Origin of the sequence: Streptomyces acidiscabies, from assembly GCF_020010905.1 — a bacterium.
Taxonomy (GTDB): Bacteria; Actinomycetota; Actinomycetes; order Streptomycetales; family Streptomycetaceae; genus Streptomyces; species Streptomyces acidiscabies.
On record NZ_JAGJBY010000002.1, the window covers coordinates 4,339,998 to 4,363,779 of the forward strand.

At 71.4% G+C, this 23,782-nt stretch carries 17 protein-coding genes; 11 read left to right on the forward strand and 6 right to left on the reverse strand.

Annotated features, from left to right (window positions below; all coding sequences use genetic code 11):
* The first annotated feature begins 107 nt into the window (after nt 1-107).
* The 7 genes from J8M50_RS45515 to J8M50_RS45545 all read left to right on the forward strand — a co-directional run bounded on the left by J8M50_RS45515 (nt 108) and on the right by J8M50_RS45545 (nt 8,799).
* Nucleotides 108-2,057 (forward strand): type I polyketide synthase, encoded by a 1,950-nt coding sequence (locus J8M50_RS45515; protein WP_010357333.1) that lies wholly within the window; start codon nt 108-110, stop codon nt 2,055-2,057.
* A complete protein-coding gene (locus tag J8M50_RS45520; RefSeq protein WP_040837663.1) occupies nt 2,054-3,571 on the forward strand; it encodes an amino acid adenylation domain-containing protein in 1,518 nt (505 codons plus the stop codon). Before J8M50_RS45515 ends, J8M50_RS45520 begins: the two co-directional genes overlap by 4 nt.
* 72 nt (nt 3,572-3,643) lie before the next feature.
* Complete coding sequence (locus J8M50_RS45525) at nt 3,644-4,828, forward strand: FAD-dependent oxidoreductase (protein WP_010357335.1); 1,185 nt, start codon at nt 3,644-3,646, stop codon at nt 4,826-4,828.
* A 228-nt stretch (nt 4,829-5,056) separates the two neighbouring features.
* Nucleotides 5,057-7,393, forward strand: coding sequence for a sensor histidine kinase (locus J8M50_RS45530; RefSeq protein WP_010357336.1), 2,337 nt, complete (start codon nt 5,057-5,059; stop codon nt 7,391-7,393).
* A gap of 30 nt (nt 7,394-7,423) precedes the next feature.
* Complete coding sequence (locus tag J8M50_RS45535) at nt 7,424-7,855, forward strand: roadblock/LC7 domain-containing protein (protein WP_010357337.1); 432 nt, start codon at nt 7,424-7,426, stop codon at nt 7,853-7,855.
* Complete coding sequence (locus J8M50_RS45540; protein ID WP_010357338.1) at nt 7,848-8,222, forward strand: DUF742 domain-containing protein; 375 nt, start codon at nt 7,848-7,850, stop codon at nt 8,220-8,222. Before J8M50_RS45535 ends, J8M50_RS45540 begins: the two co-directional genes overlap by 8 nt.
* Nucleotides 8,203-8,799: a GTP-binding protein gene (locus J8M50_RS45545; protein WP_010357339.1), complete on the forward strand. Its 597-nt coding sequence runs from the start codon at nt 8,203-8,205 to the stop codon at nt 8,797-8,799. Before J8M50_RS45540 ends, J8M50_RS45545 begins: the two co-directional genes overlap by 20 nt.
* An 80-nt stretch (nt 8,800-8,879) precedes the next feature.
* Here the strand turns inward: J8M50_RS45545 and J8M50_RS45550 are convergent, their stop codons facing one another.
* Genes J8M50_RS45550 through J8M50_RS45560 form a run of 3 tightly spaced genes read right to left on the reverse strand, consistent with a single transcriptional unit; the run spans nt 8,880 to nt 10,682 of the window.
* A complete protein-coding gene (locus J8M50_RS45550) occupies nt 8,880-9,299 on the reverse strand; it encodes a hypothetical protein (protein WP_010357340.1) in 420 nt (139 codons plus the stop codon).
* A 56-nt stretch (nt 9,300-9,355) separates the two neighbouring features.
* A complete protein-coding gene (locus J8M50_RS45555) occupies nt 9,356-10,090 on the reverse strand; it encodes a class I SAM-dependent methyltransferase (protein WP_029184320.1) in 735 nt (244 codons plus the stop codon).
* 10 nt (nt 10,091-10,100) lie between these two features.
* Nucleotides 10,101-10,682: a CGNR zinc finger domain-containing protein gene (locus J8M50_RS45560; RefSeq protein WP_010357343.1), complete on the reverse strand. Its 582-nt coding sequence runs from the start codon at nt 10,680-10,682 to the stop codon at nt 10,101-10,103.
* Nucleotides 10,683-10,738: 56 nt separating this feature from the next.
* Between J8M50_RS45560 and J8M50_RS45565 the strand changes: the two genes are divergently transcribed.
* Entirely contained in the window at nt 10,739-12,817 is a 2,079-nt protein-coding gene (locus J8M50_RS45565) for an MFS transporter (RefSeq protein ID WP_223786439.1), read from the forward strand.
* Between the two features lie 8 nt (nt 12,818-12,825).
* Nucleotides 12,826-13,818 (forward strand): helix-turn-helix domain-containing protein, encoded by a 993-nt coding sequence (locus tag J8M50_RS45570; protein ID WP_010358903.1) that lies wholly within the window; start codon nt 12,826-12,828, stop codon nt 13,816-13,818.
* A 221-nt stretch (nt 13,819-14,039) separates the two neighbouring features.
* On the opposite strand, the gene J8M50_RS45575 is transcribed toward J8M50_RS45570, so the two are convergent.
* On the reverse strand, nt 14,040-19,136 hold the full coding sequence (locus J8M50_RS45575; protein WP_010358902.1) for a family 43 glycosylhydrolase: 5,097 nt from the start codon (nt 19,134-19,136) through the stop codon (nt 14,040-14,042).
* Nucleotides 19,137-19,613: 477 nt separating this feature from the next.
* On the opposite strand from J8M50_RS45575, the gene J8M50_RS45580 reads away from it, so the two are divergent.
* Nucleotides 19,614-20,471 (forward strand): PP2C family protein-serine/threonine phosphatase, encoded by an 858-nt coding sequence (locus J8M50_RS45580; protein WP_010358901.1) that lies wholly within the window; start codon nt 19,614-19,616, stop codon nt 20,469-20,471.
* On the forward strand, nt 20,471-21,484 hold the full coding sequence (locus tag J8M50_RS45585) for an MASE1 domain-containing protein (protein ID WP_010358900.1): 1,014 nt from the start codon (nt 20,471-20,473) through the stop codon (nt 21,482-21,484). The genes J8M50_RS45580 and J8M50_RS45585 overlap by 1 nt, the downstream gene beginning before the upstream one ends.
* On the opposite strand, the gene J8M50_RS45590 is transcribed toward J8M50_RS45585, so the two are convergent.
* Nucleotides 21,457-22,104, reverse strand: coding sequence for an HAD family hydrolase (locus J8M50_RS45590; protein ID WP_010358899.1), 648 nt, complete (start codon nt 22,102-22,104; stop codon nt 21,457-21,459). The two genes, J8M50_RS45585 and J8M50_RS45590, sit on opposite strands and share 28 nt — an antisense overlap.
* Nucleotides 22,105-22,124: 20 nt before the next feature.
* Complete coding sequence (locus J8M50_RS45595; RefSeq protein WP_010358898.1) at nt 22,125-23,681, reverse strand: serine/threonine-protein kinase; 1,557 nt, start codon at nt 23,679-23,681, stop codon at nt 22,125-22,127.
* Nucleotides 23,682-23,782 lie beyond the last annotated feature (101 nt).

The following is a 23,782-nucleotide window of genomic DNA, read 5'->3' on the forward strand; positions in this document are numbered from 1 at the left end:
CGGCCTGAGGTGTTGCCGAGATCTCGTCGTCTTTTCGCCGTCCTGCGGGCAAGATCAACACTACTGTCGCGTAACGACGGTGGCCGAGTATGAAATGGAGTCAGCTCATGAACAGCTGCGAGGCGGATGCCCGCTGCGTGGCGGTGATCGGCATGGCCTGCCGGCTGCCCGGCGCCGGCGGCGCCGACGAACTGTGGGAGCTGCTGCTCGACGGTGTGGACGCCACCGGGGACACCCCGGCCGAGCGCTACGACGCGGACGCCCTGCACTCCGCCAAGGGCGCCCCGGGCCGGATCACCGCCCGCCGCGCCGGCTACGTCGCGGAAGCGGGGGAGTTCGACGCCGCCTTCTTTGGCATGTCCGAGGCAGAAGCGGTCCAACTGGACCCGCAGCAGCGCCTGCTGCTGATGACCGCCTGGGAGGCACTGGAGGACGCCGGCCGCACCGCCGCCGAACTGGCGGGCACCCGCACCGGCGTCTTCGTCGGCAACGCCCGCTCCGACTACCTCGAGATCGCCCTGCGCCAGGGGGCGGACGGCGCCGACGCCGCCCAGCTGAACAACTTCCGCTCCCTGCTGCCCGCCCGGGTCTCGCACTTCCTGGACCTGCGCGGCCCGAGCGTCGTCGTCGACACCGCCTGCTCCTCGTCCCTGGTCGCCGTCCACCAGGCCGTGCAGAGCCTGCGCGCCGGCGAGAGCCCCCTCGCGCTCGCGGCCGGCGTCAACCTGGTGCTGCGCCCCGACGAGGCCATCGTGATGAGCCAGGCCGGCGGCCACTCCCACGACGGCCGCAGCCGCTTCGGCGACGCGGCGGCCGACGGGCACGCGCCCGGCGACGCGGTCGGCGTCCTCGTCCTCAAGCGCCTCGACCGCGCCAAGGCCGACGGCGACCGCATCCGCGCCGTCATCCGCGGCAGCGCCGTCGGCAACGACGGCCGCACCAGCGACACCGTCCTCAACCCCTCCCTCCAGGGCCAGCTCGACGTCCTGCGCTGGGCCTACGAGGACGCCGGCGTGAACCCGGCCGACGTCGACTACGTCGAGGCCCACGGCTCCGGCTCCCCGTCCCTGGACCCCATCGAACTCACCGCCCTCGGCGAGGTCCTGGGCGCCGGGCGCCCGGCGGACCGGCCGCTGCTCGTCGGCTCGGTGAAGACGAACGTCGGTCACGGCGAGGCCGCCGGCGGCATGGCCGGGATCATCAAGGCGGTGCTCTGCCTGGAGCACGGCCGCATACCCGCGAGCCTCCACCTCAGCACCCCGCGCCCCGACCTCGACTGGGACACCCTCCCCGTCCGCGTCCCCGGCGAGGCCCTGGACCTGCCCGAACACGACGGCCGCCCCGCCTACGCCGGAGTCTCCGGACAGGGCTCCGCCGCGCTCAACGCGCACGTCGTCCTCAGCGAGGCAGCCCCGCCCGACCCCGCCGAGGACCCCGAGGGCGCCGACACCCCCTACCTGCTGGCGCTCTCCGCGCGTAGCGCCGAGGCGCTCACCGACCTCGTCGCCGCCTACGTCCGCTACCTCGCCCCCGACGGCGCCGGAGCCGCGTACCCGGTCCGGGACATCTGCCACACCGCCGCCCTGCGCCGCGACCACCACGAGGGCCACCGGCTGGCCGTCGTCGGCATCAGCCACAAGGACCTGCGCGACGCGCTCATCAGCGGCGCGGCCCACGCCGAGGGCCCCCTCGCCGAACTCGCCGCGCGCTACACGGTCGGCGAGGACGTCGACTGGGGGACCGCCGTCGGCAAGGAGGGCCGGTACGTCCCCGTACCCGGCTACCCCTGGCAGACCAAGCGGTACTGGACCGGCGAGCGCGCCGGGTCCGAGGGCGACGACCTCGCCTCCTGGGTGCTGAGCGAGCACGCCCGCACCGGCTTCGGCGAGGACTCCACCCTCACCGACATCGGCATCGACTCCCTCGCCAAGCTCCGCATCGTCGTCGACCTCGCCAAACGCACCGGCCAGGACGTCGACCCCGAGGAACTCGGCCAGGTCCGCACCGTCGGCGAACTGCGCACGTGGACGCGGACCCTGCTGGCGGCCACCCGATGAGCCGACCGTACGACCTGTACGGCCGGTTCGCCGAGGCCGCCGAGAAGTACCCGGACGAAACGGCCCTGGAAGTCGCCGGAACCGAGCTGACGTACCGTCAACTCCGCCTCGCCGCCGAAGAGCTGGCCGAGAGAATCGGCCAGGTGAAACGGGTCGGCCTGCTCACCTCGCGCACCCTCCCGGCGTACGTCGGCTGGCTCGCCGTCCTGCGGGCGGGCGCGGCCGTCGTCCCCCTCAACCCCGAGCACCCGGGCGCCCGCATCGCGGAGATCGGCCGCTCGGCCGGGCTCGACCTGATCCTCGCCGACGCGGCCGAGGAGGGCATCGGCTCCGTCGGCGTCCCCGTCGTCACCGTCACCGCCGAAGAGGCCGTCGCCTGGGCCGCGTCGGACACCCCCGCCCGGCCGTACGCACCGGCCGCCCCCGACAGCCCCGCCTACCTGATCTTCACCTCCGGCTCCACCGGCCGCCCCAAGGGCGTGCCCGTCGCGCACCGCAACATCTGCGCCTACCTCGACGACCTCGCCGGCCGCTACGGCATCGGACCCGGCAGCCGGCTCTCCCAGTGCTTCGAGCTGACCTTCGACGGCTCGGTGCACGACCTGTTCGTCACCTGGGCCGCCGGCGGTACGCTCGTGGTGCCCCGCCGGGCCCAGCTCATGTCACCCGTCAGGACCGTCAACACCCTGCGGCTGACCCACTGGTTCTCCGTCCCCTCCCTCATCTCCTTCGCCTCCCGCCTCGGCACGCTCACCCCAGGGGCGATGCCGACGCTGGAGTGGAGCGTCTTCGGCGGCGAACCCCTCCCCCTCCAGGCCGCGCGGGAATGGCGCGAGGCCGCGCCGAACAGCCGGGTCGACGTCCTGTACGGCCCCACCGAGGCGACCATCTCCTGCACCGGCCACCTCCTGCCCGACGACCCCGCCGGCTGGCCCGACACCCCGGGCGGCACCGCCCCCATCGGGACTCCCCACCCGGGCGTGGAAGCGGTCCTGCTCGACGAGGACGGCAACCCCGGCGACCTGGGCGAACTGTGCGTGCGCGGCGCACTGCGCTTCTCCGGCTACCTCGACCCCGCCGAGAACACCGGACGCTTCCTCGACGAGGACCTGCGCCCCGCCACCGGACCGCCCACCGACGGCCACTGGTACCGCACCGGGGACCGCGTCGCCCGTCAGGACGGCGTCCTCGTCCACCTCGGCCGCACCGACCACCAGGTCAAGATCCGCGGCCACCGCGTCGAACTCGGCGAGATCGAGGCCGCCCTGCGCCGCCGGGGCGGCGTACGCGACGCCGCCGTGGTCGCCGCGACCGCAGCCGACGGCGAACCGGAGCTGCTGGCCGCCGTCAGCGGGACCGACCGCACCCCCGACGCCCTGTACGAGGCGATCGGCGGCGAGCTGCCGCCGTACATGATGCCCCGGCGCATCACCGTCCTCGGCGAACTGCCGCTTAACGCCAACGGGAAGATCGACCGGCGGGCCCTGCTCGCCTCACTGGGACAAGGCTTGTGACATCCGAGGAGCACTTCGCTCCTCCCACCCCCCACACCTCATCCCCTAGTTGCCGACATGTAAGGCTCCGACATGTTCGACGCCATCGTGGTGGGGGCGCGCTGCGCCGGTGCACCCACCGCCATGCTGCTCTCCCGAGCCGGGTTCCGGGTCCTCATAGTGGACAAGGCGGCCTACGGCACGGACACGCTCTCCACCCATCTGCTGCACCAGCCGGGCGTCGCCGCCCTGGCTCGCTGGGGCCTGCTGGACACCCTGCGCGAGACCGGCTGCCCGCCGATCGAGCGGGTCCGCTACGAGGTCGACGACATCAGGCTCGACGGCTGCGCCCGGGGCGTGGACGGCCAGCGCGCGGCGTACTCCCCGCGCCGCAACATCCTCGACCCGCTCATGATCGACGCCGCCGTGGAGGGCGGTGCCGAATACCGCGAACGGTACGAAGTGAACGGGCTGCTGCACGACGACACGGGGCGTGTCGTGGGGGTACGGGGAAGATCCGGGGGGAAGACCTTCACCGAAACCGCCCGTCTCGTGATCGGCGCGGACGGTATGCGCTCCACCGTCGGCTCCCTCGTGGGAGCGCCGTTCACCGTCGAGCACCCCCGTCTGACCTGCGCTTATTACGCGTACTACCCGAAGGTGACGGACGCCCTCGAACTCTACGAGAAACCCCGCAGCTGGGTGGCCGCCGTCCCCACCCACGGCGACGCGACCCTGGTCCTCGTCTACTTCCCGCAGGACCGCTACCAGGAGGTACGCGCCGACGCCCAGGCCGCCTACCTGAAGCAGGTCGAGGACACCGCGCCCGAGCTGTACGGCCGGATCGAGGGCCTCGAACCGCTGGAGAAACTGCGCGGCACCGGCCGTCAGCAGAACTTCTTCCGCAAGGCCAACGGCCCCGGCTGGGTCCTCGTCGGGGACGCCGGACACCACAAGGACTCCATCACCGCGCGCGGCATCAGCGACGGCTACCGGCAGGTCGAGCTCCTCACGGGACGCCTCGCGGACGCCCTCGGCGACGACCCCGCCGTCCTCGACACCGCCCTCAAGGACTTCAGCGAGGACCGTGACCAGGCCCTCATGGGCGGCTACGAGGCGACCCTCGGCGTCGCCCGCCTCGACCCCCACGAGCAGAAGCTCTCCCTGCTGAGAGCCGTCCAGCAGGACGAGGAACTCACCTCGATCTATTTCGACACAGTTGCCGGAATTGCCCCGGCGAGCGCGCTCTTCACACCGAAGCTTCTCGCCCTGCTGTGACCCCTTGCCCGAACCTGCCCGCCCTTCGACGGGCTTGTGCCGGTGTCAACTGTGCCGTGACGTGCGGAAGTTGCCTCAGGCGTATGCTGACGCTGCGCCATGATCCTGATACGGTGCAGCTCATCGCCGACATTCGAACACGCCGAGTAAACCGGCCGGACGGAAAGCCCTTCCACAGGGACCGACCGTCCGCCGGCCCAGGTGTGTCGCTGCTGTACGAGGAATCAGATGCCAGGCATCCGCGACCGGCGGACCCGTAACCGCTCCGCCCCCCGCAGTCCGCGACTGCGCTCCTCGTTCGTCGTTCCCTTCGTGGTCCCCGCGGTCTGCCTCACCTGCCTGTGGGGTTCGACGGCGGCCCACGCGGCCGACGAGCAGAGCCACGCCGACCGCGTGACCACCCGTACGCTGCCGCACGCCGCGTCCTCCCCCCTCGAAGGGCCGGACGCGCCCGAGGCCCTCCCCGGTTCCGCGACCGGCGGACTTTCCGTGCGCACCACCGCGCCCGAGGAGAGCGCGCTGATCGAGGAGTACCGGGCGATACGCGCGGACCTCGCGCGGGCGACCGAGACGTACTTCGTCCCCGCGACCTTCCGGCAGACCACCGTCTACGCCGGCGAGGTCCGAACGCCCGTGGTCTACACGGATCACACCGACCTCGCCGCCGTCATCGGCGTCCGCGCCGACGCCCTCCTGATCGGCGCGCTCACCGGCGCCGTCGCCGCCCTCGCCCCGGTCCTCGCCGCCTGGCTCGTCGCCCGGCGCCGCAAGCGGGCCTCCGCGGGCGAACTGCGCGACCTGCACGCCTACGCCGAGGAACTCGCCGGCCGCCGCCTCCCCGAGGTCCTCGCCCGCGTCGAGAAGGGCGAGCGCGTCGACCCCGCCACCGCACTCGGCCTCGGCACCCGCCGGCGCGGCTCCGAGGAGATGGCCCGCCTCGCCGCCGTCATCGACCGCGTCGCCCTCGTCTCCGTCGACACCGCGATACGCCAGCACATGGGCCGCGAGGGCACCGAGAAGGTCGTCGCCCAGCTCATCCGGCGCACCCAGATCCTGCTGCACCGCCTCATCGCCCTCCTCGATGACCTGGAGCGCAAGCACGAGGACTCCGACCTCCTGCACGACATCTTCAAGGTCGACCACCTCGCCACCCGCGCCCGCCGGCACGCCGAGAACCTGATGATCCTCAGCGGCACGCCCACCGGCCGCCGCACCAACGCCGCCGTCCCCATCACGGACGTCATGCGCGCCTCCGTCGCCGAGACCGAGGCCTACACCCGGGTCAAGGTCAAGAACGCCCCCGCCGACCGCCGTACGGCCCTGGCCGCGCGCGCCGTCTCGGACGTCACGCACCTGCTCGCCGAGCTGATCGAGAACGGCACCAGCTTCTCCCCGCCGGAGACCCAGGTCGCCGTCAGCGCGATCCGCGTCGCCAAGGGCCTCGCCATCCACGTCGAGGACCACGGCCTCGGCATCCCGCCCGCCCAGCGCCACCAGGCCAACCAGCTCCTCGCGAACCCGCCGCGCCTGGACCTCACCGCCCTCGGCGAGGACCCCCGCCTCGGCCACTTCGTCGTCGCCAGGCTCGCCGAGCGCCACGGCATCAAGGTCGAACTGCGCGAGTCCGTCTACGGCGGCACGCTGAGCATCGTCCTGGTCCCCGTCGACCTCCTCGAAGAGGTCGGCTCCCCGGTCCTCGACCAGCTCCAGGCCGCCGCCGCGGCCACGATGGACGCGGCCCTCACCGCACCGGAGCGCCAGGGCCTCGCCGCCGGCACCGAGCAGGTCCCGGCCGGCGCCGAACACCTCCTGGTCGGCGCGGGCGCGCACACCGGCTTCGACCTGCCCACCCACACCCGGCTCGCCGACTACGACGGCTTCCCCGAGTACGCGGGCGCGGGCCTTCTCCCCCCGGCCGCCGCCGGCCACCCCGAACCCCAGCCGTCGTACGACTACCAGCCGGCCGCGTACGAACCCCCGCCCGCCGAACCCGTCGCGTCGTACGACCAGGTGTCCTACGACAGCACGCCCTACGACACGACGTCCTACGACAACGTGTCCTCCGCGACCTACGGCAGCGGCCTCACCGCGCCCGAGGCCCCGGCGGAGTACGGGGCGCCCTACGAGCCGTACCCCCCGCAGGCACCCGGGCCCTACGGCCCGGGGGGTACAGGGCTGTACGCCGAGCAAGCGGTTTCCCCCTCCTACCAGCAGGAACCGCCGCAGAACCCGCAGTACGGCTACGGCACCGCCGCGACCCCGGCAGCCGAGCAGTACCAGCGGCAGGACCGCCCCACGACACCCCAGGCGGCGGCACCCATGACGGGCAACTCCCCCCTGACCACCCCCGACGTACTGCCACGGCGCACCCGTGGGGCCGCCCTCGCGCAGCAACTGCGCAAGGAGGCCGCCCAGTTCGGCGAGGGCGGGGAGCCCGACGAGAGCGTCATCTCCCCCGACGTGTCGGCCCGCGCGCTGAGCGCCATCCAGAGGGGCCTGAAACGAGCGCAGTCGCCCGAGACGGACCCTCCGCCCCTCGGGCAGTACGACGACGAAGGGCCCTGATGCATACCAAGTGTGAAGGAACGTTACGGAATGAGTGAGCAGGTACACCCCGGTCCGCAGCTGGACTGGCTGCTGGACGACCTGGTGGACCGGATCCCCGAGATTCGCTGTGCTGTCGTGCTGTCGGGGGACGGCCTCCTCATCGGCAAGTCGAAGGACATCCGCCGCGACGACGCCGAGCACCTCTCGGCCGTCGGGTCCGGCGTGCACAGCCTCGCGCGGGGCGCCGCACGCCACTTCCACGGCGGACCCGTCCAGCAGACGGTCATCCAGATGGAGAAGGCGTACCTCTTCATCACGGCGGCCGGGCAGGGCGCGCGCCTCGCGGCGTTCGCCTCGGACACCGTGGACATCGGCATGATGGCCTACGAGATGGGCACCCTGGTCAAGCGCGTCGGCACCTATCTGAGCGCCCCGCCACGGATGCAGGGCCCTCCTGGCGGCCTGGGCCAGGATGTCTGAGCCCCGTTGGTCGGAGGCGTCCGGCGGGGGGCGTTACTTACGGCCCTACGCCATCACGGGCGGCAGGACCCGGCACTCCCAGCACGCCTTCACGCTGATCACCCAGATCGTCTCCCGGTCCGTGGCGGACACGGACCAGGAGGCGGTCGCGCCGGAGGCGGCCAAGATCCTGGAGCTGTGCCGGGACCGGGCGGTGGCGATCGCCGAGATCGCCGCCCTCATCGACCTGCCCGTGAGTGTCGTGAAGATCCTGTGCGGAGATCTCCTCAATACCTCGCTGATCCTAGTCCAGTCGCCGCCCGGCAAGGAAAGCCAGCCGGACGTCGAACTCATCGAAAGGGTGATGGATGCCATCCGTCAACTCTGAACCCGTCCTGCCGACGGCCCTGAAGATCCTGGTGGCGGGCGGATTCGGCGTCGGGAAGACCACGATGGTGGGCTCGGTGAGCGAGGTGCCGCCGCTGGAGACCGAGGAGCGCATGACCGAGGTCAGCCGGGGCGTCGACGACCTCTCCGGCGTGGAGAACAAGGTGGCCACCACGGTCGCCATGGACTTCGGCCGGATCACCGTCGCCTCCGACCTCGTCGTGTACCTCTTCGGCACGCCCGGCCAGGACCGCTTCTGGTTCATGTGGGACGACCTTGCGAACGGGGCGCTCGGGGCGATCGTCCTCGCGGACACGCGCCGGCTCGACGCGTCCTTCGCCTCGATCGACTTCTTCGAGTCCCGGGAGATTCCCTTCGCGGTCGGGGTCAACTGCTTCCATGGGCGGCGGGAAGCTTCCGTGGAACAGGTCCGGGCGGCTCTCGATCTCGATCCCGGTATACCGGTCGTCCTGTGCGATGTGCGGGACCGGAACTCCAGCCGTGAGGTGCTGCTGTCGGTGCTTCAGGTGGCCAGGATGCGAGCCGCTGCGCGGCTTAGCAGGCTCGGCCACGGTTGAGTGTTTTGAAGGGGGAGGCGGGGGCTGTTGTCGATCGAGTGCGGCGCCGTCGTGGCTTGTCGCGCAGTTCCCCGCGCCCCTTAGGGGGCTTCCCATAGTGGGTATGTGACGGTTTGTGGTGCCTTATCCGGCCTATCGGCCGTGAACGTGAGTGTTATCCGGGTGTAGTGCCGGGCCTTCCCCGCTCTCGGGGTGTCCAGGCGGACCCTCACCGGGTAGCTGTGGAACGTGCCCGCCGCGCAGTACGGGACGCAGTCGTTGATCGCGTTCAGGCCCTGGGCCTCCGCTTCTGCCGAGGTCCAGCTGGACCAGTGCAGGGAGGTCAGGCGGCTGTTGCCGTCGCCGCAGGCCAGGATGTAGTCGGTGGGGCGGGTCTGGGGGTGTCCCGCGCAGTCCAGGAGGGCCGTGCGGGGGTGGTGGTGGGGTGTTGCCGTGTTCGCCGCCGCCAGGGATGCCACCGCGCATAGCGCCAGGGCGGTTCTCTTCATGTACCTGGGCATGTCCCGCTCCCTGCGCCGGTCGTTCTCCACTGTCGACGCTACGACCCTCGGCAGGGCTACACCACTTCTCGGGCTCGGGCGAAGAACACGAACTCCTTGCCGGGGCGGTCGGGGGCGTCTCTGATCTCCTCGACGGTGAAGCCGTGGGTCGTCAGGGCGGCGGTGACCTCGTCGCGCTCGCGGAAGCGGAGGGTGGAGAGGGAGCGGAGTTCCTCGGCGGTGGACTTGAGGACGATCACGGTCCGGAAGGTCACCAAGGGCCAGGAGACGTCGGTGACCTCGTGCCAGGTCTCCACCTCGCCGGTGCCGGGTACGTCTACGAGGCGGCGGGACTGCTCGGGGTTCCACTCCTCCCACGCCCGCCGCGCCGGGTCCCGTGTCTCGAACACGAACCGGCCGCCGGGGCGGAGAGCCTCGCGCACGCCGCGCAGGGTCCCTTCCCAGAGGGGTTCGTCCACGACGGCCTGTGCGGCGTTGCCGGTCATGACGGCCAGGTCCACGCTCAGGTCGGGCAGCGTGGTCGCGTCTCCGTGCAGCCAACGCACCTTGTCCGCACCGGACTTGGCGCGCGCGAGGTCCAGTGAGGCGCCCGCTGGATCAACTCCCGTGACGTCGAAGCCCTGTTCGGCCAGCAGGAACGCCAGGGTGCCGGTGCCGCAGCCGACGTCCAGGATCTGACGTGCGCTCAACTCCCTTGCGATGCCCACATATACGTCGAGGTCTGGGCGGTCGTTGTCGAGCGGGTCGTAGAAGGCGGCCAGTCTCGGGTTCGTGTACGCCTCGTCCGTCATGCCGGTCAGGCTAGGGAGGACCGGAGCCGTCCGCATCCGCATTTCGTGCCTTGCGGTGTGCCGCCACCCGTTCCCGTGTCGCGCAGCGGGCCGAGCAGTAGCGGCGGGTCGAGCCGCTCGTGCTCGTCACGAAGACGTTCTCGCAGGCCGATGACGCGCATACGCCGCCCGGCGGGAGCTGGCGGTCCCACAGGAGGACGGCCAGCGTCATGCAGGACGACGCGAGGAACCACTCCGCCCAGGGGGCCTCGTCGTGCCGGTCCAGGTGGAGGTGCCAGGGGGTGCCGCCGCCGTGGGAGGTCAGGCGTACGGGGCCGCAGCCCTCGGCGAGGAGGCGGTTGAGGCGTCCGGCCGCGGAGTCTACGGACCCGGCGGCGAAGACCTCGCGCAGGCGCAGGGCCGCTTCCCTCATGCCCTCGATGTCACCGGGGGACAGGTCCAGGGGTTCGGCCTCGCCGTACTCGCGCAGGACCTCGGCGACGGTGTCCGTGCGGGGTTCGCCGGACGTGAGGACGTTGACGAGGGCGACGGTGCGGTGGGCGGTGCGGGCGGGGGAGTGACGGGTGAACCAGTCGTCGGGGGAGGGGTCCATGGGGGTGAGTGTAACGGCCTTGGCTGGATACGCTGTTACTTTGTAACGTCGGGTTGATGAGAAGACGTTATGGCTTGGCCCGCTACCTCCTCGGCGCGGGTGCCGCCCGCACAGGCGACGAGATGTCCGGCCCGGCCCTGCTCCTCGCCGGTACGGCGACCACCGGTTCCGGCCCACTCCTGCTCGCCGCGCTCACGGCATCGGCGGCTCTCGGCGGCCCGGTCCTCGGCGCCCTCCTCGACCGCACGCCCCACCCCGGCCGCCTCCTGGGCGGAGCGCTGGCGACATACGCCACGACCCTGCTGCTGGTCCGATGGACCCTCGGCACGCTCCCGTTCCCCGCCGTCCTGTCCCTCGCCCTGACCGCCGGCCTCTTCGCCCCCGCCCTGGCAGCGGGCTGGACCTCCCGGCTCCCCGCCATCACCGAACACCTCCCGCGCGCGGGAGCACTGGACGCGGCGTCGTACGAGTTCGCGGCACTCGCGGGCCCCGCGCTGGCCGGGGTCGTGGCGCTGACGGCGGGCGCGGACGCGGCCCTGCTGACAGCGGTGGCGCTGATCGCGTGCGCGCTTCCGGCGGCGTGGAGTCTGCCGGGGGGAGGGACGGGGGTCTCGGAGGAGGCGCGGAGTCCCGGGCGGGGGGCTCGCGGGACCGGCGGTGCGGGGGCGGGCGCGGGCGCTGGTGGGCGGCAGCGGCCGGGGCAAGGGGTGGAGAGGAAGTCGGCGGGCGGTGGGGGAGTCCCATCGTGCGGGGGCATGGCTGAGGTGCCGGAGCCGGGCGGAGGCATGGCCGGGGTGTCGGAGGAGGAGGCGCGGAGTTTCGGGCGGGGGGTGCGCGGGACCGGGGGTGGGGGCGCTGTCGGGCGGCAGCGGCCGGGGGAAGGGGCGGAGAGGAAGCTAGCGGGCGGTGGGGGAATCCCGCAGTGCGGGGGCATGGCTGGATTGCCGGAGGCGGCGCGGAGTTTCGGGCGGGGGGTGCGCGGGACCGGGGGCGTGGGCGCTGGCGGGTGGCAGCAGCCGGGGGAAGGGGCGGAGAAGAAGTCGGCAGGCGGTGCGGGAGTCTCGCCGTGCGGGGGCATGGCTGGGGTGTCGGAGGTGGCGCGGAGTCTCGGGCCGGGCGCGAGCGGGATTGGGGGTGAGGGGGTGGAGCCTGGTGGGGGCGTTGGCGGGTGGCAGCAGCCGGGGGAAGGGGCGGAGAAGAAGCCGGCAGGCGGTGCGGGAGTCCCACCGTACGGTGGTGTGACTGGGGTGACGGAGCCGTGCGGAGGCATGGCCGGGGTGTCGGAGCCGTGCGGGGACGCGGCTAGGGTGTCGGAGCCGTGCGGAGGCATGGCTGGAGTGTCGGAGCCGGGCGGTGGCATGGCTGGGTTGCCGGAGTCGCGCGGGAGCATGGTTGGGGTGCCGAAGCCAGGCGGTGGCGTGACGTCCGTGTCAGGTGGGCTCCCGGCGGCGATGTCCGGCCGAGCCCTGGTCCCCGGCCCGCGCGAAGCCTCGGGGCCAGCTCCAGCCACCCGCACCGGCCTGCTTCCCGACCTCCGCGCAGGGTTCCGTGCTCTCCTCCGTATCCGCCCCCTCGCCCGAGCCACCCTCACCTCCACCCTCTCCCACGCCGGGCTCGGTGCCTTTACGGCCGTCACCCCCTTTCTCGGCGTCCAAGCCTTCGGTGCCGAGAGCGCGGGGGCCTTTCTGCTTGCCGTCCTTGCGTTCGCGTCCCTCCTCGCGAGCCTCGCTCTGGCCCGCCGCCCCGGGGTGCTCAGCCCCGATGCCCTTCTTCTCGCGAGCACCGTCCTGATAGGAAGCGCCTTTCTCCTCGCGGTGGTCGACCCCCTCGCCGCGTCCGTCCTCGCCGGACTCGGTGCCGGGCCCCAGCTCGTCGCCGTCTTCGCGATCCGGCACCGGGAAGCTCCCGAGCGGCTGCGGGGGCAGGTCTTCAGCACCGGGGCGAGTCTGAAGATCAGTGGGTACGCGGTCGGCGCGGGGGTCGCGGCCGTCTGCCCGCCCGGAGAGGCGCTGGTGGCCGCCGCCGGGTTCCAGGCCCTCGCCGTGGCCGGGTTTCTCGTCCTCTCCCGTACCGGCGATCAGCTCCTCTCCCGTACCGGCGATCGGCCGAAATCGGCTGCCGGGACGTGTGGTTGACTACCCGAATGCTCCACGAATCGGTGCTGAGAACGAAGGAACTGCCTGCCGCCGACCGGTTCGAGGCATGGACGGAACGGCTGGGCCGTACGCACGCTCCGATGCGGCTGCTCAGCGACTGTGCGGACGACTACCACGGCGTCCAACGCCTCATCCTGCTCGGCGAGGTGACGATCTGGCCGGCCTCCTTCGACCACCTCGTCTTCCAGCGCACCCCGCGCCTGGTGCGGCAGTCGGACCCGGAGGTGTACCACCTGTCGCTGCTCCTGCGCGGGGAGGGCGCGGCGGACTGGGGCGAGCGGCAGGCCGCGTACCGGGTGAAGGATCTGCACGTCAGCCACTCGTCGCGCGCGTTCGAGGTGTCCACGGGACCCGACCCGGTGTCGATCGTCGGCGTCGAGATACCCCGCAGCGCGGTCGTCCTGCCGGGCCGCCGCGCGGAGGACAAGGTGATCGGCCGCGTCGACGGCCAGTCCGGACTGGGCGCGCTGCTCACCCAGTTCCTGATCCAGCTCGCCGACGACACCACGCCGTACCGCCCGACGGACGCCACGCGTCTCGGCACGGTCGTCGTGGACCTGGTGACCGCCCTGTTCGCGCATCTCCTGGACGCCGAACGGGCCGTGCCGCCGGAGACCAGGGCGCGCGCGACGACCCTGCGGATCAAGGAGTTTGTCCGCCGCAACCTGGCCGACCCGGACCTCAGCCCCGCCACGATCGCCGCCGCCCACCACGTCTCCCGCAGCTACCTGTACCGCCTCTTCCAGGCGGAGGGCCTCACGGTCGCGTCCTACCTGCGCGAGCAGCGCCTGAAGAACGCGCACCGCGACCTCACGGACCCGGCGCTGAGCACCCTCCCCATCCACGCGGTCGCCGCCCGCTGGGGCTTCCCGCGCGCCGCCGAGTTCACGCGCGCGTTCCGCTCCGCGTACGGCGACACGCCCAGCGACGTGCGCGCACAGGCGGGGCGCGGGGGATTGTCGCCGACCGGAGCGCCGTAGGCGGGGCAGTGGACGCAATGCGTCATGCCTGTGGACTGTGCGCCAACGACACGCGCCCGGCCCATGCTTGATGCTGGTGATCACCGCGCAGGGCACACGTCCCGAGGTCGGTCCAGGATCACTGGGGAGTCCTGGCACGCACCGGGCGCCCTGCAAAAGAGGCGGGTCCGTACCCAAGGGGTGGAGCCCCCCGGGTACGGACCCGCCTCGCGCGCGCGGACTCAGCGGCCCACGGTGATCACTCCTCCCGCCATGCTGCCGCCGTCGTACACGACCTTGCCCGTCGACTTCTGCCAGACCTTGATCCGGAAGGTGTCGGGGCCGTCGGTCGCGGTGATCCGGAAGACGTACCCGGACGCCTTGTTGACGCTGCCGGTGCCCTGGTAGACGGCCTGCTTGCCGGTGACGACCAGCCAGTCCGAGCCGGTGCCGCGCAGCGACACGCCGGGTGCGGTGAACGTGGCGCGGCCGGTCGGGACGGTCGCCTTCTTGCCGTACGCGGCGGCGAAGGAGAACGCCGCCCGGCCCTTCGGGGACAGCAGCAGGCCCGCGCCCGACGCCTTGCCCGCCCGGTCGTACACGACCAGCTCGGGCAGGGTCGTCGTGGCGGTCCCGCCGTCGTCGTCCTTGACCGTGACGACCGGTCGGCGGATGCCGGCCTTGGTGTAGCGGTGCTCGGCCTTGCAGACGGGACCGGTGTACGGCTTGCTGCCGTCGGCCCAGTCGATCGTGCAGGTGTGCGTGTCACGGGCGCCCGCGTCGGTGAACGAGGCTGTCACGGAGGCCGGTTGGCCGATGGACACCGGCGACGGTCCTGACACCTTCGTGATGACCGGCGCCGCGTTCGCGACCTTCACCGTCACCGTGTCGCGGCTGCCGCCACCCGCGATGGCGAGCTGGAACGTGCCGTTGTCCGCGCACGTCACCGTCGTGGCCGCCTTGGCCGGGTCGGCTACCTTGCACGGCGCGCCGCCCTCCACGGACCACTTCGCGCCCGGCGCGCCGGAGGCCGTACCGCTCAGCGCGATCGGCGAGCCCTCGGTGCCGGAGACGTCGAGGCCGGCGTGCACGACGGTCACCGGGTCGATGCTGGACAGGGTCGGCACGACCTTCTTGATCAGGCCGTTCGCGTCGAACTCCATCTTGTCGATGGTGGTTTCGCGGTGCGTGCCGTCACCGCCGGGGATCGCGAACCGGTGGTAGGCGATGTACCAGTCGTCGGAGTTCGGGACCTGGACGACCGAGTGGTGTCCCGGACCCTTGATGCCGAGCGAGAGGTCCTTCTCCAGGATCACGCCCCGCTTGGTCCACGGACCGGTCGGGGAGGGCCCGGTGGCGTACGCGACGCGGTAGTCGACGTCCCGCGTGTCGTTCTCCGACCACATGAGGTAGTACGTGCCCTTGCGCTTCACGACGAACGTGCCCTCGTTGTAGCCGCTCGGGGTGATGTCCTTGAACGTCGACATGTCCAGCGACGTCATGTCGGGGTTGAGCTTCGCGACGTACGCGCGGCCGTTGCCCCAGTACAGGTACGTCGTCCCGTCGTCGTCCGTGAACGTCGCCGGGTCGATCATCTGGCCCGGCAACTGGCCCGCCTTCAGCAGGGGTTTGCCGAGCGCGTCCTTGAACGGGCCGGTCGGGGAGTCGGAGACGGCGACGCCGATGTTCGCGTCGGCGCAGAAGTAGAAGTAGTACTTGCCGTTCTTCTCGGCGATCGTCGGCGCCCACGCCCTGCTGTCGGCCCAGGAGATGTCCGGACCGAGGTCCAGGATCACGCCGTGGTCCGTCCAGTGGACGAGGTCCTTCGACGAGTACGCCTTGAACTGCGTACCGCTCCAGCCCTCGAAGCCGTCCGTCGTCGGGTAGATGTAGAAGGTGTCGCCGAAGCGGACGATGTTCGGGTCGGCGTTGAGACCCGGCAGCACCGGGCTCTTCATCACGACCGCCGACACGGTCCAGGTGCGCTTCTTGCCGTCGCCGCCGGTGACTTGGTACGTCACCGGCTTGCTGAAGTCCTGCACGCTGCCCGAGGCGGGGCTGATCGCGGCGCCCTTGGCGATGGTGAACTCCGGTGCCAGGCGCCGGAGATCGGTGCCCTCCTTGACCGGCAGGGTGACCTTGCCGTCGGAGACGATCGCGTCGACCTTCAGCTGCGGCAGGGTGGCGCGGGCGATCCCCGTCGTGTTGCCGCTGATCTCCATGACCTCGGCGGCCGTCAACGCCCGCCCGTAGACACGGAAGTCGTCGACCTCACCCGTGAACGCCGGGTCCGCCGCGTACAGGGACTTGCCGATGTACCCCGAGTAGTCCTTGGCCGCGTCGTACAGCTCCGACGGCTTGACGGTGGTCGTCGTGCGGGCCACCTCGACGCCGTCGGCGTACAGGACCATCGTCCCGGTCGCCCCATCCAGGGTGACCGTGACGTGCTGCCACTGGCCCGCCGGGAGCGCCGAGTTGCCGGTCAGCTTCGACTCGGCCGACCAACTCGCCTTCGTGATCGCCGAGTAGAGGGTCGAGCCGCCGTTGGAGGGAGTGGCGAACAGGTACTTGTCACTGTCCGGGCCGAGTGCGAACAGCCACTGGAAGTTGGAGCCGCCCTGCCACTTCGCGTACGTCGAGACGGTGACCGAACTCGCGTCCTTCAGAACCCCGTTGGGGATTTTGACGTACGTTCCACCGGACAGCTTGGCCGAGCCGCCGTGCACGCCCGTGCCGAACTCCGGGGAGCCCACGTACGTGCCGTGGTTGCCGTGACCGCTGGAGTCGACGGCGATGTTCCCCTTCGTCTCGTCGAAGTTGTAGTGCACGAGCAAGTCGGCCGGTACGTCCGGGCCTTCGGCCGAGACGGTCACCGTCGCCTTGAGTGAAGTCCCGTCCGCCAGCTTGCCGTTGACCTCGAAGGTGCCGGGCTGCTTGTACGCGTCCGCCGGGACCGCGTCCCACGTGACCGCGACCGGGCGGTCCACGCCGTCGGCGTACCGGGCGATGACCGTCGCCGGGAGCACCGGGGGCTGACCGGTCTTCGTCTTCACGGTGACGTCCTGGACGCTCTCCACCAACTGGTCCGGCTGGTAGGCGCGCAGGAGACGGTCGTACTCGGCCTTCGTGACCGGCAGGACCGTGCCGTGCCGGGGGCGGGCCGGGAGTTCGTAGTTCGTGGACGGGGTCCACACGCCCTTGTCGAGGTCGGTCGTCTCGAACGGGATGTAGCCACGGCCGCCGAACTCGTCGAGGAACGCGTACCACTTGTCCTCGGTGTTCGACTTGAACACCAGCGGGCCCTCGGCCGCGCTCATCGTGCCCTTGCCGATGCCCTCGGCGACCGGCGTCCACGAGGTGTTGAGCAGCGAGTCGCTCTTCTCCTCGAAGATGAACTTGCTGTTGGGCGTCGACGAGGTGTTGTTCCGCTCGTCCTTCGAGAGGCGGTAGTACGTGTCGTCGTGCTTGATGACCGTCGAGTCGATGACCGAGTAGCCCCGGTCCACCCACACCTTCGGCTCGCTGAACGTGTAGAAGTCACGCGTCGTCGCGTACATCATGCGGTTGTACGTGTCGCCGGAGTGCGCCTCGTTGTCGTACAGCTTCGACGCCCAGAACACGACGTACTCGCCGAGCTTCGAGTCGTAATACGCCTCAGGGGCCCAGGTGTTGCCCGCGCTGTCCGGGGAGATCCGCACCAGGCGCTGGTTCGTCCAGTGCGTCAGGTCGGTGGACTCCCAGACCATGATGGACTTGCTGCCGGTGCGCTGCGAGGCGTCCCAGTCGCCGTTGCCGTAGATCCTGAGGTCGGTGGCGATCTGGTAGAACTTGTCGCCCTCGGGGGAGCGGATGATGAACGGGTCGCGCAGGCCCTGTTCGCCGAGCGTCGACGTCAGCACCGGGCGGCCGTTGTTCAACTCCCGCCAGTGCAGCGGGTCGTTGCCCTTGCTCAGGCCGAAGTAGAGCTGCTCGCCGTCCGAGGTGCCCTCGCCGGTGAAGTAGCTGAAGAGGTAGCCCTCGGGCTTCTGCGCGGCGGGGAGTTCGGGGACCTTCGCGGTGAGGACGCGCGTCGTGCTCTGCGTGCCCTTTGTGACGGTCGCCGTCAGGGCTGCGGTGGTCGCGCCCTCGCCGTGCGCCGGGCGGTGGACGATGCCGTCCGCCGAGACGGCCGCCGGGTTCGCCGACGTCCAGGTCACCGTCGTGCCGTACGCGCCGGTCGACGGGAGGGCCAGGTTGCCGCGTACGTCGTCCAGGTTGTGGACGGTCAGGGTGTCGGCGGCCTGCCGGACCGCCGTCGCGTCGTCGAACGTGGGCAGGACCGTCACCTCGAAGGACTTCGTGTCGTTCACCGCGCCCTTGCGGAGCGTCGCCGTCAGGGTGGCGTGGCCGTTCGGCTCGCCGGCCGCCGGGCGCGTGACCTTGCCGGCCGCCGAGACGACGTCCGGGTTGTCGCTGGCCCACGTGATGTTCGAGCCGCCCGCCGTACCCGACTTCGGGAGCGTCAGGTCTGTCGTCACCGCGCTCGTGTCGCCCAGCGTCAGCGCCGCCTTGTCCGCCGCGACGCCCTCCGTCGCGATCGGCAGCGACAAGGTCTCCACCTCGGTGCCGGTCAGCGCGCGGTCGTACACACGGAAGTCGCGGATCTTGCCCTGGAACAGCTTGTCGCCGGGGTACACCGACTTGCCGATGTAGTTCGCGGTCGTCGTGCCGCCCCCGATCGAACCCGGGGTCAGCGTCACCGAGGTGTTGCGGCCGACCTCCGCGCCGTCCTCGTACAGGATGCCCGTCGTGCCCGACTGGGTGTACGTCACGTGCTTCCAGACGTCCCTGGCCAGGTTGTGGCCGTCGTCCGCCCTCGTGTTCTGCTCCGTGGACCAGTTGCCCGACGCGATCGAGGTGCGCAGGGCGTTGCCGGTCGTGAACAGGTAGCCGTTGCCCGCGGTGCCGCTCGTGTTGCCGAAGCCGTACAGGAAGTACGGGGCCTGCTGGGCCGCGTCCATCTTCACGTCGAAGGCGACGCTGATCGCGTCCATGCCCTTCATGACGTCGTTCGGGAGCTTGACGTAGGTGTCCGAACCGTTGAACGTCAGGCCGTCCGACCAGGTGCCCGTGCCGTTCAGGACGCCGTCGCGGCCGTGGCCCGAGGCGTCCGGGACGGTGGGTGTGCCCGGGGAGGCGTCGAGTTTGTACCAGAGGGCCAGGCCGTCGGTGAGGGTGTCGGGGGCGGCGTGCGCTGTGACGGCCGGAGCGAGGGCGATCACCAGGGAGGCGGCGGTGAGGCCGGCCAGCCGTCTCGCGCGGCTTTTTTTGGCGCCGGGGGGTGCGTTGTGCTGCGGCATGTTCTTGATTCCCTGTCGGAGGACACGAGGACACGAAGGGATGGGGGAGGGCGTGACTCCGCGGCCTTTCGTCTGGAAGGCCGTGGGGTTACAGCTGTGTGACGTCGTGTTGCGAGAGTGTCAGTCGGGGTGTGGAGGCGCGTCAAGGGGTCTCGAACAATGTCCGACGGGTCGAACGGGGTGGTGGGGGCGGTTTGTTGGGGTGGGAGAGGTGTGTGGCGGGGTGCGGGTAGTGGTGGGCTGGTCGCGCAGTTCCCCGCGCCCCTGAAAAGACGGGGCGGGTGTCGGTGGGGTGGGTGCGGGTTGTCGTGGGCTGGTTGCGCTTGCGCGGCGGTCGCCGCATATCGGTACAGCCCCGCGCCCCTGAAAAGACCAGGGCGGGTGTCGTGGGGTGGTTGCGCTCGCTCGGCGGTCGCCTCATCCGTGGGCGGGCCGCATCCAGGTGCGGGGCGTGGGTTCCTTCGGGAAAATTCAGGGGTGACAAGCGACTACGGCGATGAGCTGCTTGTGCGGCTGCGGTCGCTGACCGCTCAGGCTCGGGAGCGGGCCGAGGTGCAGCGGTCTCAGGTGGAGTTGGCTATTGCCTTGCAGCGGGGGATGTTGCCTCGGGATTTGCCTTGTCCGCCCCGGGTGCGGCTGGCTGTTCGGTATGAGCCTGCTTGTTATGGGCTCAATGTCGGTGGGGACTGGTACGACGCCTTTGCGTTGCCGGGTGGGCGGCTTGCTCTGTCCATCGGGGATGTTCAAGGGCACAACATCGAGGCTGCTGCCTTTATGGGACAGGTTCGAGTGGGGCTGCGGGCACTTGCTTCCGTGACCAGTGATCCCGGCGAGCTGCTCGCTCGGACCAACGATCTGCTGTTCTCCCTCGGGAGCGACCTCTTCGCCACCTGTACGTTCCTGCGGCTCGACCCTGTCACCGGCGTGCTGGAGAGTGCCCGCGCCGGGCATACGCCGTTCGTCTGGGCCACCGCCGACGGGCGGTCCGGTGTCGCCGAGGACGAGCCCGGGCCGCCGCTCGGGATCCAGCCCGGCGCCGCGTACCCCGTCTCGCGGCACCACCTGACCAGCGGGGGCGTCTTCGTGCTGCTGACGGACGGGGTCGTGGAGGGGCCCGCGATGCCTCTGGACGAGGGGCTCTCCACGGTCGTCCGGCTGGCCGGGATCGCGGCTGTCGCCGGGCTGAGCACGGAGTCCCTGGCGGCTGCGGTGATCGAGGGGGCCACGCGGGTCGGGCACGAGGACGACGCGGCCGTGCTGGTGGTGGGGCACGACGAGCCGGGGCAGGGGGAGTGGCCGCTCTCGTCTGGCCGACCCGGTGGTCACGGTGTCTGATGGATCATGTGGTGGACACCGACACCGACACCGACACCGACACCGGGAACCTGCGCCGAGCGGCGGTCTTCGTCGTGCAGACGCTCGCCGTGGCCGCCTGCTACTACGGCGCCGGGCGGCTCGGGCTGCTGCGCAGGCTCACCGTGGAGGAGACGGTGTTCACGCCCGTGTGGCCGCCGACCGGCGTCGCGCTGACCTGCCTGCTGATCATCGGGCTGCGGGCCTGGCCCGGCATCGCGCTCGGGTGCCTCTTCGTGATCCTGCATCTCACCTCCGGCGAGATGCACCCCCCGATGCTCGCGAACCTCACCGGAAACGTCGCCGCCCCCGTCTGCGCCTACCTCCTCCTGCGCCGCGTCGGCTTCCGCACCGACCTCACCCGCCTGCGCGACGGCGTCACCCTCGTCTTCCTCGGCGCGCTCACCGCGATGCTGATCAGTTCCACGACCGGCGTCGGGATCGCGGTCCTCACCGGGGACCTCGGCGCGTCCAGCTTCTGGCCGGTGTGGGTCGCGTGGTGGGTCGGCGACGCGATGGGCGTGCTGATCGTGACGCCGCTGCTGCTGATGGCGTACCGGGCGCGGGGTCTGCCGAGCCTGGCCCGCTGGAAGGAGGCGACCGCGCTGGCGGTGACCGCCTGCGTCGTCGTACCCGTCGCCACGCACGACCACGTCAACATGCTGTTCCTGACCTACCCGGTGCTGATCTGGGCGGCCCTGCGGTTCGAGCTGCCCGGCAGCATGCTGTGCGTCCTGCTCGCGTCCGTCCTCGCGACGGTCGCCGCGACCGACGGCGCCGGCCCCTTCGCGGGGCTCACACACGTCGAGGTCATGCTGAAACTCCAGGCGTTCAACGGGGCCACCGCCCTCACCGCGCTCCTGCTGTCCGCCGTGATCACCGAGCAGCGCAACACCCGCCGCTCGGTGGAACGCGCCTGCGAGGAACTCGCCGAGGTCCTGGAACACCTCACCGCCGCCGACCGCGTCTACCCGCCGGACCGCTCCAGCAGGTGACCGACGGCCTCGACGACGTCCGCGACGCTGTGATGCGGTACGTCGAGACCCTCCGGCCAGGTCCGGCCCCGTACCCAGATCGCCCGCAGCCCCGCGCCCGCCGCCCCCGCGATGTCCTTGACCGGGTCGTCCCCCGTCATCCAGTCCCCGGCGGTCAGCTGCGTCCCGCACCGGGCCGCCGCCAGCTCGAACAGGCGCGGGTCCGGTTTGCGTACGTCGATGTCGCCGGACGCGGCGATGCCGTCCACGAGGTCCGCGAGGCCGGCGGAGCGGATCTTCGCGCGCTGGAGGTCGGACGAGCCGTTCGTCACGACGCCGACGCTCCAGCCGTGCTCCCGCAGCCGCCCGAGGCTCTCCAGCACGTCCGGACGGCACACCACCGACGCCGCCATCCGGTCCACGTACACCCGCCACAGGTGCTCCGGCGACTCCACGATGCCGAACGCCTCCGGCAGCCGGCCGAGGACGTCCCGGCCACCGTTCTCGGCCAGCTCAGTCAGCAGCCACTCCCCGACCGCCGGGTCGTACCCGTGGTCCCGGCACAGCCCGGCGACGGTGGCGGAGAGGGCGGCGGCACGGTCGACGAGAGTGCCGTCGAGATCGAAGAGGGCGAGACGCATGAAGTGACCTTATCCGCAGGTCAGTCCGCTGCGGGATAGACCTTGATGATCTTGCCCTGGGAGTCGGCCTCCACGTGTCCGGAGCTGCCGTACTCGTCGGTGAGGTACAGGTTGAGGGTGACCGGAGTGTCGAAAACGGTCACCGGCGGACTCACGAGCAGGAACCGCGTGTCGGGGTGGGGGACGTTCAGCCTCTTGGTGGCCTCGGCGAGCAGGGACGGCACCTTGTCCCACGCGAACCCCTCCACGGTGAAGGGTCTCTGGACGGAGGGGAGGGTCCTCTTGATGATGCCTTCCTTCGCTCCCTCACCCGGCCGGTACGTGTACGACTCGACCTTGGTGTCGCTGCCGTCCACCAGCACGTCCGCCGAGACATAGTCCGTGTACACCGACAACGCCCCGAACCGCTTGCGTCCCGTCTTCTTCTCGATCGCCGCGATCGCCGTCCGGATGCCGTCCGGCGTCAGCAGACCCGTACCGCGCTCGACGGCCGCAGTCTCCGACGGCACCGAACTCCCCGACGAAACCGGCGACTTGGTCGGGCCCGCCGCCCCGCTCGCACCCCCCGGCAGGAAGTTCCAGCCCAGCACCCCCACCAGAGCGACCCCCACCCCCGGCAGCACCACGGCCGGCCACCTGCGCCGCCGCGCGGGGGCGTCGGCGACGGTCTGCGGCTGAGCCGAAGGCGCCGGTGCCTGCAACGGATACGACGTCGTCGCGCCCCGCCCCGCCGGACCCCCCTCCACCACCTCCGTCAGCAGCCGCTCCACCGTCTGCGCACCGGGCCGCGCCGACGGGTCGCGGTCGAGGAGGCGGACCAGTACGTCCGTGAGGGGGCCCGCGTGGAGCGGTCGGGGTATGTCCTCGCTGAGGACGGCCGCCAGGGTGGCCAGCGTCGTGCCCTTGCGGAGCGGGTGGCGGCCCTCGACCGCTGTGTACAGCATCATGCCGAGGGACCACAGGTCGGAGGAGGAGCCGCCGGACTGGCCCGAGACACGCTCGGGCGCCATGTAGTCCGGCGTACCGATGATCGAGCCCGTCGCGGTGAGGGCCGTCGCCTCGCGGATCGCGGCGATGCCGAAGTCGGTGAGGACGGGGCGGCCGTCGGGCCGCATCAGGACGTTCGCGGGTTTGACGTCCCGGTGCTGGATGCCGGCGTCGTGCGCGGCGCGCAGCGCGGACAGGACGCCGAGCCCGATCCGCGCGGCCTCCACCGGGCCCATCGGCCCCTCCGCGAGCCGGTCCGCGAACGAGCCGCCGGGCACCAGTTCCATGACGATCCACGGGTAGGTGCCGTCGCCCTCGTCCACGATGTGGTGGATCGTGACCACGCCGGGATGGTCGAGCCGGGCCAGCGCCCGCGCCTCGCGCAGCACCCGCTGCCGCAGCAGGTGGGCGGCCGGCGGGTCGTACTCGGCGAGGTCGGGGTCCGACGGACGGACCTCCTTCACGGCCACACTGCGGTGCAGCACGAGGTCCGTGGCCCGCCACACCATGCCCATACCGCCACTGCCGAGCCGCGCCTCCAGCTGGAAGCGCCCGTCGACGATGCGTCTGCGGCTGTCCGCGTCGTTCATGCGCGGGAGCATAGTTCCCGCCACGGACACCGCCGATCGTGTGCTCGTTCCCCGGACGGGTGCGTGGTGGTCCGGGTCACATGGACCTGCGGCGTCCACGC

Bases quoted from the DNA above. Each gene is read 5' to 3' on its own strand.
- J8M50_RS45550 (WP_010357340.1), bottom strand. From the start codon at position 9,299: ATGCCCAGGTACATGAAGAGAACCGCCCTGGCGCTATGCGCGGTGGCA.
- J8M50_RS45570 (WP_010358903.1), top strand. From the start codon at position 12,826: ATGCTCCACGAATCGGTGCTGAGAACGAAGGAACTGCCTGCCGCCGAC.
- J8M50_RS45520 (WP_040837663.1), top strand. From the start codon at position 2,054: ATGAGCCGACCGTACGACCTGTACGGCCGGTTCGCCGAGGCCGCCGAG.
- J8M50_RS45530 (WP_010357336.1), top strand. From the start codon at position 5,057: ATGCCAGGCATCCGCGACCGGCGGACCCGTAACCGCTCCGCCCCCCGC.
- J8M50_RS45595 (WP_010358898.1), bottom strand. From the start codon at position 23,681: ATGAACGACGCGGACAGCCGCAGACGCATCGTCGACGGGCGCTTCCAG.
- J8M50_RS45545 (WP_010357339.1), top strand. From the start codon at position 8,203: ATGCCATCCGTCAACTCTGAACCCGTCCTGCCGACGGCCCTGAAGATC.
- J8M50_RS45515 (WP_010357333.1), top strand. From the start codon at position 108: ATGAACAGCTGCGAGGCGGATGCCCGCTGCGTGGCGGTGATCGGCATG.
- J8M50_RS45575 (WP_010358902.1), bottom strand. From the start codon at position 19,136: ATGCCGCAGCACAACGCACCCCCCGGCGCCAAAAAAAGCCGCGCGAGA.
- J8M50_RS45560 (WP_010357343.1), bottom strand. From the start codon at position 10,682: ATGGACCCCTCCCCCGACGACTGGTTCACCCGTCACTCCCCCGCCCGC.
- J8M50_RS45535 (WP_010357337.1), top strand. From the start codon at position 7,424: ATGAGTGAGCAGGTACACCCCGGTCCGCAGCTGGACTGGCTGCTGGAC.
- J8M50_RS45585 (WP_010358900.1), top strand. From the start codon at position 20,471: ATGGATCATGTGGTGGACACCGACACCGACACCGACACCGACACCGGG.
- J8M50_RS45555 (WP_029184320.1), bottom strand. From the start codon at position 10,090: ATGACGGACGAGGCGTACACGAACCCGAGACTGGCCGCCTTCTACGAC.
- J8M50_RS45540 (WP_010357338.1), top strand. From the start codon at position 7,848: ATGTCTGAGCCCCGTTGGTCGGAGGCGTCCGGCGGGGGGCGTTACTTA.
- J8M50_RS45525 (WP_010357335.1), top strand. From the start codon at position 3,644: ATGTTCGACGCCATCGTGGTGGGGGCGCGCTGCGCCGGTGCACCCACC.
- J8M50_RS45565 (WP_223786439.1), top strand. From the start codon at position 10,739: ATGAGAAGACGTTATGGCTTGGCCCGCTACCTCCTCGGCGCGGGTGCC.
- J8M50_RS45590 (WP_010358899.1), bottom strand. From the start codon at position 22,104: ATGCGTCTCGCCCTCTTCGATCTCGACGGCACTCTCGTCGACCGTGCC.